General features: G+C 72.2%; 13 protein-coding genes. 8 read left to right on the top strand and 5 right to left on the bottom strand.

The window, feature by feature from the left end:
- Positions 1-48: 48 nt before the first annotated feature.
- Together ACFXGX_RS27275 and argF are read left to right on the top strand one after the other, a co-directional pair.
- Positions 49-1,272 carry an arginine deiminase gene (locus tag ACFXGX_RS27275; RefSeq protein WP_384795893.1) on the top strand — a complete coding sequence of 408 codons (1,224 nt, stop codon included), beginning with the start codon at positions 49-51 and terminating at the stop codon, positions 1,270-1,272.
- Between the two features lie 153 nt (positions 1,273-1,425).
- Entirely contained in the window at positions 1,426-2,433 is a 1,008-nt protein-coding gene (gene argF / locus ACFXGX_RS27270) for an ornithine carbamoyltransferase (RefSeq protein ID WP_384795891.1), read from the top strand.
- Between the two features lie 46 nt (positions 2,434-2,479).
- Here the strand turns inward: argF and ACFXGX_RS27265 are convergent, their stop codons facing one another.
- Positions 2,480-2,935, bottom strand: coding sequence for an ATP-binding protein (locus ACFXGX_RS27265; RefSeq protein WP_355762972.1), 456 nt, complete (start codon positions 2,933-2,935; stop codon positions 2,480-2,482).
- A 485-nt stretch (positions 2,936-3,420) separates the two neighbouring features.
- On the opposite strand from ACFXGX_RS27265, the gene ACFXGX_RS27260 reads away from it, so the two are divergent.
- Both ACFXGX_RS27260 and ACFXGX_RS27255 read left to right on the top strand, forming a co-directional pair.
- The gene (locus ACFXGX_RS27260) at positions 3,421-4,248 is read left to right on the top strand and encodes an enoyl-CoA hydratase family protein (protein ID WP_384795889.1); all 828 of its coding nucleotides are present in this window, start codon (positions 3,421-3,423) and stop codon (positions 4,246-4,248) included.
- Positions 4,249-4,255: 7 nt separating this feature from the next.
- Complete coding sequence (locus tag ACFXGX_RS27255) at positions 4,256-6,544, top strand: bifunctional salicylyl-CoA 5-hydroxylase/oxidoreductase (protein WP_384795887.1); 2,289 nt, start codon at positions 4,256-4,258, stop codon at positions 6,542-6,544.
- On the opposite strand, the gene ACFXGX_RS27250 is transcribed toward ACFXGX_RS27255, so the two are convergent.
- Positions 6,528-7,382, bottom strand: coding sequence for a PaaX family transcriptional regulator C-terminal domain-containing protein (locus ACFXGX_RS27250; RefSeq protein ID WP_384795885.1), 855 nt, complete (start codon positions 7,380-7,382; stop codon positions 6,528-6,530). The genes ACFXGX_RS27255 and ACFXGX_RS27250 overlap by 17 nt on opposite strands.
- Positions 7,383-7,397: 15 nt before the next feature.
- Complete coding sequence (locus ACFXGX_RS27245; protein ID WP_384795883.1) at positions 7,398-9,134, bottom strand: AMP-binding protein; 1,737 nt, start codon at positions 9,132-9,134, stop codon at positions 7,398-7,400.
- 139 nt (positions 9,135-9,273) lie between these two features.
- On the opposite strand from ACFXGX_RS27245, the gene ACFXGX_RS27240 reads away from it, so the two are divergent.
- Together ACFXGX_RS27240 and ACFXGX_RS27235 are read left to right on the top strand one after the other, a co-directional pair.
- The gene (locus tag ACFXGX_RS27240) at positions 9,274-10,389 is read left to right on the top strand and encodes an acyl-CoA dehydrogenase family protein (RefSeq protein ID WP_384795881.1); all 1,116 of its coding nucleotides are present in this window, start codon (positions 9,274-9,276) and stop codon (positions 10,387-10,389) included.
- Entirely contained in the window at positions 10,386-10,784 is a 399-nt protein-coding gene (locus tag ACFXGX_RS27235; RefSeq protein ID WP_384795879.1) for a RidA family protein, read from the top strand. The genes ACFXGX_RS27240 and ACFXGX_RS27235 overlap by 4 nt, the downstream gene beginning before the upstream one ends.
- Before the next feature lie 29 nt (positions 10,785-10,813).
- On the opposite strand, the gene ACFXGX_RS27230 is transcribed toward ACFXGX_RS27235, so the two are convergent.
- Positions 10,814-11,008: a DUF5999 family protein gene (locus tag ACFXGX_RS27230; protein ID WP_384795877.1), complete on the bottom strand. Its 195-nt coding sequence runs from the start codon at positions 11,006-11,008 to the stop codon at positions 10,814-10,816.
- 251 nt (positions 11,009-11,259) lie between these two features.
- On the opposite strand from ACFXGX_RS27230, the gene ACFXGX_RS27225 reads away from it, so the two are divergent.
- Positions 11,260-11,685 (top strand): DUF6299 family protein, encoded by a 426-nt coding sequence (locus tag ACFXGX_RS27225; RefSeq protein ID WP_384795875.1) that lies wholly within the window; start codon positions 11,260-11,262, stop codon positions 11,683-11,685.
- Between the two features lie 52 nt (positions 11,686-11,737).
- Here the strand turns inward: ACFXGX_RS27225 and ACFXGX_RS27220 are convergent, their stop codons facing one another.
- A complete protein-coding gene (locus tag ACFXGX_RS27220) occupies positions 11,738-13,105 on the bottom strand; it encodes an RHS repeat domain-containing protein (RefSeq protein ID WP_384795873.1) in 1,368 nt (455 codons plus the stop codon).
- Between the two features lie 97 nt (positions 13,106-13,202).
- On the opposite strand from ACFXGX_RS27220, the gene ACFXGX_RS27215 reads away from it, so the two are divergent.
- Positions 13,203-13,976: DUF6183 family protein (locus tag ACFXGX_RS27215; RefSeq protein ID WP_384795871.1), on the top strand; the 774-nt coding region annotated here is incomplete at its 3' end.

The raw sequence follows: 13,976 nt of genomic DNA, 5'->3' as shown, positions 1-13,976 counted from the left end.
TGGAGCGATCCACGGGTGAACACGCGTCCGGATGGTCAGGATGGAGACATGGGATTCCACGTCGACTCCGAGGCCGGGCGGCTGCGCCGCGTCATCCTTCACCGGCCCGATCTCGAGCTCAAAAGGCTCACCCCCAGCAACAAGGACGCACTGCTCTTCGACGACGTGCTGTGGGTACGCCGGGCGCGCGCGGAACACGACGGGTTCGCCGACGTCCTGCGCGACCGTGGGGTCACCGTCCACCTCTTCGGCGACCTGCTCACCGAGACCCTGGCGACCGGGGAGGCCAGGTCTCTCGTCCTGGACCGGGTCTTCGACGAGAAGGAGTACGGGCCGCTCGCCACCGACCACCTCCGGGCCGCCTTCGAGGCGATGCCCGCCGAGGAGCTGGCCTCCGTGCTGGTCGGCGGCATGACCAAGCGCGAGTTCCTGGACGCGCACGCGGAGCCCACCTCCGTGCGCTTCCACGTCATGGACCTCGACGACTTCCTCCTGCGGCCGCTGCCCAATCACCTCTTCACCCGTGACACCTCCGCCTGGATCTACGACGGGGTCTCCATCAACGCCATGCGCTGGCCGGCCCGGCAGCGCGAGACCGTGCACTTCGAGGCGATCTACCGGTACCACCCGCTGTTCCGCGAGGAGGGCTTCAACCTCTGGTCGGAGGGGCAGGCCGACTACCCGTCCACCATCGAGGGCGGCGACGTCCTCGTGATCGGCAACGGCGCGGTGCTCATCGGCATGAGCGAGCGGACGACGCCCCAGGCCGTGGAGATGCTCGCCCACAAGCTGTTCGCGGCCGGCTCGGCCCGCACCATCGTGGCGCTCGACATGCCCAAGCGGCGCGCGCTCATGCACCTCGACACGGTGATGACGATGGTCGACGGCGACATCTTCACGCAGTACGCCGGGCTCGGCATGCTCCGCTCGTACACCATCGAGCCGGGCGTGGGGGACAAGGAACTGAAGGTCACCGACCATCCCCCGGAGCACATGCACCGCGCCATCGCCGCGGCGCTCGGCCTCAACGAGATCCGGGTCCTGACCGCCACGCAGGACGTGCACGCGGCCGAGCGGGAGCAGTGGGACGACGGCTGCAACGTCCTCGCCGTCGAGCCGGGCGTCGTCATCGCCTACGAGCGCAACTCCACCACCAACACCCACCTGCGCAAGCAGGGCATCGAGGTGATCGAGATCCCGGGCAGCGAGCTGGGCAGGGGCAGGGGTGGCCCCCGCTGTATGAGCTGCCCCGTCGTACGGGACCCGGTCTAGTCGTACGGCGTCCGGTTCGAAGGGGCCCGTGCGGGCCGAGGGGCGGGATCGTCCTGCGCGGTCGAACGACAGACTGCATATAAATGCTGAGCGTCGTATAGAATTTCAGACGTCCGGTCCCGTCCTCGTCCCCGTCATCCCTGGAGCGCCCCCATGGCGACAGTCCCGACCGCCCTCGCCGGCCGTCACTTCCTCAAGGAGCTGGACTTCACGGAGGAGGAGTTCCTCGGCCTGGTCGAGCTGGCGGCCGGACTCAAGGCCGACAAGAAGCTCGGGGCGGAGACCCGGTATCTCACCGGCGTGAACATCGCGCTGATCTTCGAGAAGACCTCGACGCGCACCCGCTGCGCCTTCGAGGTCGCGGCCGCCGACCAGGGCGCCTCGACGACGTATCTGGACCCGGCCGGGTCCCAGATCGGCCACAAGGAGTCCGTGAAGGACACCGCCCGTGTGCTCGGCCGCATGTTCGACGCGATCGAGTACCGCGGCGACAGCCAGGACGCGGTGGAGGAGCTGGCCGCCCACGCCGGAGTGCCGGTCTACAACGGCCTGACCGACGCGTGGCACCCCACCCAGATGCTGGCCGACGTCCTCACGATGACCGAGCACTGCGCCAAGCCGGCCGGCGAGATCACCTTCGCCTATCTGGGTGACGCCCGTTTCAACATGGGCAACTCGTACGTGATCACCGGCGCGCTGCTCGGCATGGACGTGCGGATAGTGGCCCCGCGGGCCTACTGGCCGGCCGACGAGATCGTCGCGCGGGCCCGCGAACTCGCCGCGAAGAGCGGCGGCGCCGTCACCCTCACCGAGGACGTGGCCGAGGGTGTCCTGGGCGCCGACTTCGTCGCCACCGACGTCTGGGTCTCCATGGGGGAGCCCAAGGAGGTGTGGGCCGAGCGCATCGCCGCCCTCGTCCCGTACGCCGTGACCATGGACGTGCTGCGTGCCACCGGGAACCCGGACGTCGGGTTCCTGCACTGCCTGCCGGCCTTCCACGACCTAGGCACCCGCGTCGGTCGCGAGCTGTACGACGTGTACGGACTCGACTCGCTCGAGGTGACCGACGAGGTCTTCGAGTCGGCGCACTCCGTGGTGTTCGACCAGGCCGAGAACCGGCTTCACACCATCAAGGCGATCATGGTCGCCACGCTCGCCTGATCTCCCCGCGGGCCCGCGGGTCGTACGTCGTGTCCCGTGCGGACGGCTACAGCGCCGGCCGGCGCTGGGCGGGGATCACGGGCAGCCTGAACCAGACCGCCTTGCCGGAGTCGGTGGGGCGGTGTCCGCAGGCCGAGCTGAGGGCGCGGAGCAGCAGCAGACCGCGCCCGTGCTCCTGCCAGGGGTCCGGCTCGCCGGGCGGGTGCGGCAGCGTGAGATCGAGGGGCGGAACCGGGTCCGGGTCGTGCACCTCGACCCGGCAGCCGGTCGGCATCAGCTCGACGACCAGCTCTATGGGGCCGTCGCCCGCGGTGTGCTCGACGGCGTTGGCGACCAGCTCCGCCGTGAGCAGCTCGGCGGTGTCGCTGTCGGCCGCGTGCTCCCGTTCCGCGAGTGCCGTGCGGACCAGGGCGCGGGCCACCGGCACGGCCGCGACGGTGTGCGGCAGCGCGATGCGCCAGGAGGCGGGTGCTGGGGTGTCGGGCAAGGCGAGTCCGTTCATGGAGCAGGCTGTCCTGCTTGCAACCTAAGGAATGGTACGGCTCCACCGGCCGAACGCGCGCGGTGGGCTTTCTCGGGACATCGGCCGATGTGTTCGGGAGGGGGTGTGGCCACCTTTCGGGACGTTCGGTCCGATACGGGCTGTCTACCCGGACGAACGGTCCCCCTCCCCTGTCCGCTCCCGCCGTTACACGTCTGTCGAAGGTCCGTGACGGGGTGACGGACCACGGTCCCCTCCCGCCCCCGTGTTCACGACTTGTGTCCGCTCGCTCACCGCGCGCGACTGTTCTTTCATGGCTCGTAGTCGTCGCGCGTGGCTCGTAGTCGTCACGGCGCACGGCTCGTAGTCGTCACGCTCTCGCGGCGTCGCCCCTTCGCCCTGTCCCTCCATCGCCCTATCGCGCACTCGTGACGACAGTCACGAACGAGTGATAACTTGGTGGGGCAGCCGTATCGCGTCGCCCCCGCCCTAGGAGGCCGCCCGCCATGAGTCCCTTCACCGGCTCCGCCGCCCGCACCGCCGACTGGCAGCATCTGAGGTACGAGCTCACCGACGGCGTCGCCACGGTCACCCTGGCCCGCCCCGAGAAACTCAACGCGCTCACCTTCGGCGCCTACGCCGACCTGCGCGATCTGCTCGCCGAGCTGTCCCGCGAGCGGTCCGTGCGGGCCCTGGTGCTCGCCGGCGAGGGCCGCGGATTCTGCTCCGGCGGCGACGTCGACGAGATCATCGGCGCGACCCTCTCCATGGACACCGCCCAGCTCCTCGACTTCAACCGGATGACCGGGCAGGTGGTCAGGGCGGTACGGGAATGCCCGTTCCCGGTGATCGCGGCGGTGCACGGGGTGGCGGCGGGCGCCGGAGCGGTGCTGGCCCTGGCCGCGGACTTCCGGGTGGCCGACCCGAGCGCCCGCTTCGCGTTCCTCTTCACCCGGGTCGGGCTGTCCGGCGGCGACATGGGCGCGGCCTATCTGTTGCCCCGCGTGGTCGGACTCGGCCACGCGACCCGGCTGCTGATGCTCGGCGAACCGGTGCGGGCGCCCGAGGCCGAACGCATCGGGCTGATCAGCGAGCTCACCGACGAAGGCCACGCCGACGAGGGCGCCCAGGCGCTGGCCCGCCGTCTCGCCGACGGCCCGGCCCTGGCGTACGCCCAGACCAAGGCGCTGCTCACCGCCGAACTGGACATGCCGCTCGCGGCGGCCGTCGAACTGGACGCCGCGACCCAGGCCCTGCTGATGAACGGCGAGGACTACACCGAGTTCCACGCCGCCTTCACGGAGAAGCGGGCCCCGAAGTGGCGGGGGAGGTGAGCCCGGGATGCGGGTGAAGGCCGACGCTCGGCGTGTCGCGGTGATCGGCGGTGGCCCCGGCGGACTCTACGCCGCCGCCCTCCTCAAACGCCTGGACCCGGACCGCGAGATCACCGTCTGGGAGCGCAACGCGCCCGACGACACCTTCGGCTTCGGCGTCGTCCTCTCGGACGAGACCCTGGGCGGCATCGAGCACGCCGACCCGGTCGTGTACGCCGCGCTCCAGGCCGAGTTCGTCCGCTGGGACGACATCGACATCGTGCACCGCGGGGTACGGCACACCTCCGGCGGCCACGGCTTCGCCGCGCTCGGACGGCGCCGGCTCCTGGAGATCCTGCACGAACGCTGCCGCTCGCTCGGCATCGACCTGCGCTTCACCGCCGAGGCCCCGCCCGTGGACGAACTCATGGCGGAGTACGACCTCGTGGTCGCCGCCGACGGCCTGCACAGCCTCACCCGCGCGGCCCACGCGGAGGTGTTCCGGCCGTCCGTCGAGGAGCACCGCTGCCGCTACATCTGGCTCGCCGCGGACTTCGCCTTCGACGCCTTCCGCTTCGAGATCGCCGAGACCGAACTCGGCGTGATGCAGCTCCACGGCTACCCGTACTCGGCCGACGCCTCCACCGTCATCGTCGAGATGCGCGAAGAGGTCTGGCGCGCCGCGGGGTTCGCGGACCTCGACGGAACGGAGTCCGTCGAGCGGTGCGGCAAGATCTTCGCGGACGCGCTCGGCGGACGCCCGCTGCGCGCCAACAACTCGACGTGGACGACCTTCCGCACGATCGTCAACGACCGCTGGTCGCACGGAAATCTGGTCCTGCTCGGCGACGCGGCGCACACCGCGCACTTCTCCATCGGCTCCGGGACGAAGCTCGCCGTCGAGGACGCGCTCGCACTGGCGGCCTGTCTGGAGGAACAGACCTCACTGGAAGAGGCGTTGGCGGCCTACGAGGAGGAACGGCGCCCGGTCGTCGCCTCCACCCAGCGGGCCGCCCGCGCCAGCCTCGACTGGTTCGAGAACGTCGGCCGCCATCTCGGCCAGCCGAGCAGGCAGTTCGCGTTCAACCTCCTCACCCGCAGCCGCCGTGTCACGCACGACAACCTGCGGCTGCGCGATCCGCGCTTCGTGGCCGCGGTCGAGCGCGAGTTCCGCTGCCCGCCCGGCACCCCGCCGATGTTCACCCCGTTCCGGCTGCGCGGACTGACCCTGCGCAACCGTGTCGTCGTCTCGCCGATGGACATGTACTCGGCCGTGGACGGCGTCCCCGGCGACTTCCATCTCGTCCACCTGGGCGCCCGGGCCCTGGGCGGCGCGGGACTGGTCATGACCGAGATGGTGTGCGTCAGCGCGGAGGGGCGCATCACGCCCGGCTGCGCCGGCCTCTACACCGCCCGGCAGGCCGAATCCTGGCGGCGGATCGTGGACTTCACGCACCGTCAGGCCCCGGGCGCCGCGATCGGGCTCCAGCTCGGCCACGCCGGCCGCAAGGGCTCGACACGGCTCATGTGGGAGGGCATCGACGAACCGCTGCCGGACGGCAACTGGCCCCTCGTGGCCGCCTCGCCGCTCCCGTACAGGCGGAACAGCCAGACACCCCGTGAGCTTTCGCGTGCCCAGCTCACCGATCTGCGCGAGCAGTTCACCGCGGCCGCCTGCCGCGGGGCCCGCTGCGGCTTCGACCTCCTCGAACTGCACTGCGCCCACGGCTACTTGCTCTCCGGCTTCCTCTCCCCGCTGACCAACCGGCGGACCGACGCGTACGGCGGCTCGCTGGAGAGGCGGCTGCGCTTCCCCCTCGAAGTGTTCGACGCGATGCGGGCGGTGTGGCCCGCCGAGCGCCCGATGACCGTCCGCATCTCCGCCACCGACTGGGCCGAGGGCGGCACCACGGGCGACGACGCGGTCGCGATCGCCCGGGCCTTCGCCGCGCACGGCGCCGACGCGGTGGACGTGTCGACCGGCCAGGTCGTGGCGGACGAGCGCCCCGAGTACGGCCGCTCCTACCAGACGCCGTACGCGGACCGGATCCGGCACGAGACCGGGATCCCGGTGATCGCCGTCGGCGCGATCTCCTCCTGGGACGACGTCAACTCCCTGATCCTGGCCGGCCGGACGGACCTGTGCGCGCTCGCCAGGCCGCATCTGTACGACCCGAACTGGACGCTGCACGCCGCCGCCGAACAGGGCTACGAAGGGCCGGGCGCCGACTGGCCGATGCCCTACCGCGCCGGCAGCCGCCGCCCGCAGACCGGCCGCACCGACGCCCCCAAACCGCGTCTCACCCTGGGTACGTGAGCGCTTCCGGGTGCCCCGACCACGGGGGCACCCCGGCGAACTCCGCGCCCGCGTCCCGCAGTCGCTCGTGCAGCGCCCGGAAGACGGTCGCCGAACGGGCGCCGGGCCAGTCCCCGGGGAGCAGCGCCGCGGGCAACCCCGGGTCGGTGTAAGGAAGATGGCGCCAGGAGTCGAGGGCGAGCAGATAGTCGCGGTAGGCCTCGTCGGGCGGGGTGTCCGTCCGGTCCTCCCAGGTGTGCAGCACCCGCGCGTGCCGGCCGAGGAACGCCTCGTGCTCCTTGGCGATCGCGGTCAGGTCCCACCAGCGGGCCACCGCGTCGGCCGTCGCCGCGAACCCCAGATGCTCGCCCCGGAACAGCTCCACGTACCCGTCGAGCCGCAGCCGTTCCAGGGTGTGCCGGGTCTCCTCGTACAGCCGGGCAGGGGCGATCCACACTCCGGGAGCGGCCGTGCCGAAGCCGAGACCGGCCAGCCGCGAGCGCAGGACGTGCCGCTTCTGCCGCTCCGACTCGGGCACGGAGAACACGGCGAGCACCCAGCCGCCGTCCTCGGGAGGCGTCGTCGCGTACACCCGGCGGTCGCCGTCGTCGAGCAACTGCCGTGCGTCCGGCGACAACGCGTATCCGGCCGCGCCCGCCGCGGTGCGCGCCGGCTCCAGCAGCCCGCGGCGCTTGAGCCGGGACACCGACGAGCGCACCGAGGGCGCGTCCACGCCGACCGCGGCGAGGAGCCGGATCAACTCGGCCACCGGTACCGGACCGGGCGCGAAGCGGCCGTAGGCGCCGTAGAAGGTGACGATGAGGGACCGGGGGGCGTGGTGCTCTGACACGTTGATCACTCTAGTGCGCGAAGATCACTTGAGATCGCCGTCCGCGGGCAGGCCGCCCTCGGGCGCGGACGCCGGCTCCCGCGGAACGGGCGGCGACGGGGTGCCCGTACCGCCGTCGTTACGGGCCTCCTCCCGCAGTCTGAACCGCTGGAGCTTGCCCGTGGCGGTCCGTGGCAGCGCGTCCAGGAAGACGATCTCGCGGGGACATTTGTACGGCGCCAGCTCGGACTTGAGGAAGGCCCGCAGCGCCTCGCCGTCCTTGCGGGCGCCCTCCTTGACCACGGTGTACGCCACCACGATCTGCCCGCGCGCCTCGTCGGTCCGTCCGACGACGGCCGTCTCCAGGACGTCCGGGTGCCGCAGCAGCGCGTCCTCGACCTCGGGGCCCGCGATGTTGTACCCGGCCGAGATGATCATGTCGTCGGCGCGGGCCACATAGCGGAAGTAGCCGTCGGGGTCGCGGACATAGGTGTCACCGGTGATGTTCCAGCCGTCGCGTACGTACTCCCGCTGCCGGGGGTCGGCGAGATACCGGCAGCCGACCGGGCCGCGCACGGCCAGCAGGCCGGGTTCGCCGTCCGTCACCGGCGTTCCGCCGGCGTCGACCACGCGCGCCTGCCAGCCCGGCACGGGCAGGCCCGTCGTGCCGGGGCGGATGTGCCCGTCGGCGGCGGAGATGAAGATGTGCAGCAGCTCGGTGGCGCCGATGCCGTTGATGATGCCGAGCCCGGTGCGGCCTTCCCAGTCCCGCCAGGTCGCGGCGGGAAGGTTCTCGCCGGCGGACACACAGCGGCGCAGCGACCCGACGTCGTGCCCGTCCGCCTCCGCCATCTCCGCCAGCATCGCCCGGTAGGCGGTCGGGGCGGTGAACAGCACGGAGACGCGGTGCTCGGCGATCGCGGGCAGCAACTGCCTGGGGCCCGCCTGTTCGAGCAGCAGGGAGCAGGCGCCGGCGCGCAGCGGGAAGACCACGAGACCGCCGAGCCCGAACGTGAAGCCCAGGGGCGGACTGCCCGCGAAGACGTCGTCCTCGCGCGGCCGCAGCACATGCTTCGAGAACGTGTCCGCTATCGCCAGCACGTCGCGGTGGAAGTGCATACAGCCCTTGGGCCGGCCGGTGGTGCCCGAGGTGAACGCGATCAGCGCCACGTCGTCGGCGGCCGTGTCCACCGCGTCGAAGGGCTCGTCCGGGGCGCCGGTGATCCGCAGCAGCAGATCGCCGGGGGCGTCACCGCCGTACGCGGTGACCCGCAGCCCGGGAACCTCCGCCTTGACCAGGTCGTCGACCGAGCGGACATCGCACAGGGCGTGCGTCACCCGTGCGATCGAGCAGATCGTGCCCAGTTCGTGCGGCCGCTGCTGCGCGAGCACCGTGACGGCGACCGCGCCCGCCTTCAGCACCGCCAGCCAGCAGGCCGCGAGCCACGGCGTGGTCGGGCCGCGCAGCAGCACCCGGTTGCCCGGCACGACACCCAGCTCGCCGGTCAGCACATGGGCGATCCGGTCGACCCGGGCGCGGAGCTGTCCGTACGTCCACGGGGCGCCGGACGGCGTACGGAACACCGGGCGTTCGGGGTCGGTGTCCGCGAGGAGCTCGGCGGCGCAGTTGAGCCGGACGGGGTAGCGCAGCTCGGGCAGGTCGAAGCGGAGCTCGGGCCACTGCTCGGGGGGCGGGAGATGGTCGCGCGCGAAGGTGTCGACGTGGGCCGAGCGTGCCGGCCCCGGAATGTCTGCGGGATCCAGGGGATCCACAAGGTCCATGGCGTCTCGCCCCCTTGCCTTGGTGGGCTGCCCCGGTGGGCGTCGTGGTGGGCTCGCACAAGGAGCGTATCGTGTTGGTGACGACAGTCAACGGTTCGCGATAACGTGGGTGGCGTCCGATGGGGAGAGAGGACGGGCAATGACCGCATTCTCGCTCGAACCGGGGCAGATCGCCTGGTGTGCCGAGCTGCGCGCGCTGGCCGCGGACCAGCTGCGCCCCCTGGCCGACAAGGGCGAGCCGGGCCACGTCAACCGGCCGCTCGTCGCCGAACTCGGCCGGCTCGGACTGCTCTCCCGCCTGTTCACCTCAGGCGCCCTCGACCTCTGCCTCATGCGTGAGTCCCTGGCCCAGGTCTGCACCGAGGCCGAGACGGCACTCGCCCTCCAGGGGCTCGGCGCCCATCCCGTCCACGCCCACGGCACCGACGCCCAGCGCGGACACTGGCTGCCCCGGGTCGCGGACGGCACCGCCGTGGCGGCCTTCGCGCTGAGCGAGCCCGGCGCCGGTTCGGACGCCGCCGCGCTGGCGCTCCGGGCGGACGAGGACGGCACCGGCGGCTGGCGGCTCACCGGCGAGAAATGCTGGATCTCCAACGCACCCGAGGCCGACCTCTACACCGTCTTCGCGCGCACCACGCCCGACGCCGGAGCCCGCGGTGTCACCGCCTTCCTCGTCCCCGCCGACCGCCCCGGGCTCACCGGAACCCCGCTCGACATGCTCTCCCCGCACCCCATCGGCACCCTCGCCTTCGACGCCGTACCCGTCACGGCGGACGACGTGCTCGGCGAACCCGGCCACGGGTTCCGGGTCGCCATGAACACCCTCAACCTCTTCCGGCCGAGCGTGGGCGCCTTCGCCGTCGGCATGGCGCAGGCCGCGCTGGACGCGGCCCTCGCGCACACGGCGCGGCGCGAGGCGTTCGGCGGCCCGCTGAAGGACCTGCAGACCGTGGCCCACCAGGTCGCCGAGATGGCGCTGCGCACCGAGGCGGCCCGGCTGATGGTGTACGCGGCGGCGGCGGCGTACGACGCGGGGGCGCCGGACGTGCCCCGGCGGGCGGCGATGGCGAAACTGCTCGCGACCGAGACCGCCCAGTACGTCGTGGACGCGGCCGTCCAGTTGCACGGGGCCCGCGCCCTGCGCCGTGGCCACCTGCTCGAACACCTCTACCGCGAGGTGCGCGCGCCGCGCATCTACGAGGGGGCCAGCGAAGTCCAACGGACCATCATCGCGAAGGAGTTGTACCGCGTATGACCGTCGAGCGCGTCAATCCGCCCGAGCTCTCCCCGCCGGCCGGGTTCTCGCACGCCGTCGTCGCCACCGGCTCCCGCGTCGTCTTCCTGGCCGGACAGACCGCCCTGGACGTGGACGGAAAGGTGGTGGGGGACACCCTGCCCGCGCAGTTCGAGCGGGCGCTGGCCAATCTGCTGACCGCACTCCGGGCGGCGGGCGGCACTCCCGCGGACCTGGCCCGGGTGACGGTCTTCGCCACGGACGTCGCCGACTACCGTGCCCATGCCGCCGAACTGGGCGGCATCTGGCGTCGGCTGGCGGGCCGCGTCTACCCCGCGATGGCCGTCGTCGGCGCCGTGCGCCTGTGGGACGAACAGGCGCTGGTCGAACTCGACGGCTTCGCCGTGCTGGCGTAGGACCGCGGGGCGCGGCGGAGATACGGGGATCAGGCCGCGACGGCCAGCCGGTCGGCGAACAGCCGGTGCGGAGCGACCACGCTGCCGTCGGGGAGCAGTTCACCGCTGTCGTCGAAGACGATCGCGCCGTTGCACAGGAGGTTCCAGCCCTGCTCGGGATGGGCCGAGACGATGTGCGGGGCGATGGCGTCCGCGGACAGGCACGAAGACCGGTGAGAACACATGGTGCACCTCCACGTGGGATGCGAAGAGTGTCGGCGGCGCTGTCGTCGCCCTCGCATGAATAGACCATGCGCGCGGGGCGAACTGATCGGAACACCCGGCCGTGAAGCGTGACAACACGAGGACAACTCTCGGACGTCCCCAAGACGGACGGCGCCAACTCGCCACCAAAGGGGTGATGATCACCGGCTTCGGGGCCTTGGACCGGTACCTGTTGAGCACCCGTGCAGGTCCCCGCTCCAGGAGGTATCCCATGTTGTTCCGCCAGGCCGTCGGCGCTGCCGCCGGTGCCGCGCTGCTCCTCTTCCTCGCCCCGTCCGCCGTCGCCCTGTCCGACCCCTCCGGCGAGCTGACCGTCGCCCCGACCGGCACGGTCGCCGCCGACGGCACCGTCACCCTCTCCGGCACCTACCGCTGCACGGGCGCCTCGGGTCCCGTCTTCGTCTCCTCCCAGGTATCGCAGAGCGACCCCTGGATCAGCCAGGGCATCGGCGGCTCCACGGCGCTCTGCGACGGCGCCGAGCACACCTGGACCAACTCGGAGAAGCCCGCCCCCGGCACCCTCAAGGCGGGCCCGGCCCACGTCCAGGCCACCATCATGGAACTGAGCGCCACCGGCCTCCCGCTCCCCGCGTTCCACGCGGTCCGGGACCAGGACATCACTGTCGTACAGGGCTGAGCGAGCACGCGGAGGGCCGCCGACGGGGCGGGTTGGCGGCCCCCCGGGCGGCTCACAAGGGATAGGCCGTGTGGATGTTGCCGTCGCGGATGACGACCTCGACCACGCTCGTCTCCCGTCCGCTGCCGTTGATTCCGACGGGATCGCCGTAGTCGAAGCGGTGCAGGTGGGTGTTCTGGCCCGCACGGGCGCGCGGGTTGGGTATGGCCGGTGTTCGGTCGACGCCCTCCATGAGCCGCCGCCCCAGGACGAAGTCGTCGCCGTCCCAGAGGAAGTCGTCGTAGAACTCGCCGGGCAGCGAGGGCTCCGGCCCGGTGGGGTCCGCCGCTTCCCGGACCCGGTCCTGGGCGCCGGGGCCGTGCTGGCCCTCGATGTGGGTCTCGCGGTCGGTGCTGATCCCGTGGTTGCTGCCCTCGCAGCTCACGAGCCCCAGAGGGTCGGTGAAGCGCAGCGGGTTCGCGACGTACGCGTGGTGGTTCGGCGCGGGGGCGAGGCCCAGGGGGTCGGCGCTGATGTAGCGGGCGGTCTCGGGGTCGTAGTAGCGCCGGAAGTTGCAGCGGAGGCCGGTCTCGTCGTCGTGGTACTGGCCCGGGAAGCGCAGAGGACAGTCGGCCAGGTCCTCAGCGCCTCCGGCGGGGCTGCCCCACAACGTGGTTCGGGCCCGCCACGCGACCCTGTCCTCCTCGTCGACCAGTTCGGTGGGGGTGCCGACCAGATCGGTGACGATGGCGTAGAAGCGGCGGTCGACCTCGTCCTGGTCGATCTGGAGCAGTGCGCGGTCGGTGCCGGGAGCCCACTCCCAGCTTCTGGTCGGGCCGTCGCCGGAACCGCTCTGTTCGGCGAGGTGCGAGCCGTCCCAGGTGAAGAGCGTCTCCTCGATCGTGTGGCCGTCGTCGCCGAGCAGACGTTTGGCGGTGCGGCGGCCGAGACCGTCGTACACGTACGTCCAGTGCCGCCCGTCCGGGGTGGTGACCTGGGTGAGCCGGTCCTCGCCGTCCCAGGTGTACGTCCACACCCGCGCGCCGCCGGACAGCAGCTTGCGCGTCTGCCGGACGAGGCGCCCCTGCGCGTCGTGGACGTACGTCACATGACCGGCCCGGCGCACGAGCGTGCCGTCGTGGACCCGGTCCCCCTGCGGGCTTCCGGAGACCTCGGCCCGGCTGACATTGCCCGCCGCGTCGTACGCGTAGCGTTCCGACCATCCCGCGGCGGAGACCGTCGCCACCCGGCCGAGGCGGTCATGGGTGAACCGGCGTGTTCCGAAGGTCTGATCGTCGACGGCGGTGAGGTCACCGTCCTGCCCGTACAGGTACGAGCGGCGCAGCAGCGGCGCGTCGGACGGTCCGGCACCGAGGACGGCGTTCCTGGTGACCGTCTGGCTGGTCAGGCGGTGGCCCGCGTCCCACTCCTGGGTCAGCACCGCCGTGTCACCGAGCCGCCGTCCCCCGTCACAGCGCCGCACTCAACGCACTTACGCCTCAGCAAAGTTGCGTGATGCCCGCTCATAGACTTCGGGCGTGAACGACAACCAAGCAACGCCCGGCGACGACGCTTCCCATCGCCCCCTCGGGAACCTGTCCGGCGCGGCGGAGCTCAAGCTTCTGGCCGAGTCGCGCCCCGAGGAGCTGTACGAGGCCGCGCAGCGGCTGGGCCGTGAGGCGGCCGATGGGGGCTCCGCATCCGCCGCGGCCGTGCCGGCCATCGGACGCGTCGCCGACGTTCTCGCCGAGACGCGGTCCCGGGACTGCGCGAGGTTCGCCGTGGACCTGGTGGGCCGTCTGCTGCCGGTCGGCCCCGTGGAGCGGGAGGAAGGCGACCGGCTGCGGCGATCCGTGGCCGCGAAGCTGGCCAAGGCCCAGCAACTGCGCGACCTGGTACCTCTGTTCGAGGAGCTGCCGGACGACGCCCAGGATCCTTCGACGGACGTGCGCGCCTGCCTTCTCGGGGAATTGGCCCTGATCGGCACGGGACGCGGCCGGCCTGTCCTCGACGCCTACGCGGAGCGATTGCGAGAACTGGGGCACCCGCTGGCCGTACTGCCCAGGACGCGCCTCGACGTCGAGCACCGTTTCACCGTCCGCGTCCGGGGCCTCGGGTCCGTCAAGACCCCCGACCAGCTCCGGTCGCGATTCGCGGAGATTCCCCCGACCGACGGGGGCGCGGCGGCGGGACGCACGGCAGGGCGGGCCTGCGGGGGGCCCCCCGGGCGGGCGGCCCGGGGGCCCCGGGGCCCCCGCCGGGGGGGGCCGGGTCCGGCGGGGGGGGGGGTGTGCGCGGCGCCCCCCCCCCCC

Source organism: Streptomyces sp. NPDC059371, assembly GCF_042751995.1.
GTDB lineage: Bacteria > Actinomycetota > Actinomycetes > Streptomycetales > Streptomycetaceae > Streptomyces.
Note: the sequence above shows the minus strand (reverse complement) of the source record. Positions and strands in the feature narration are given on the sequence as shown.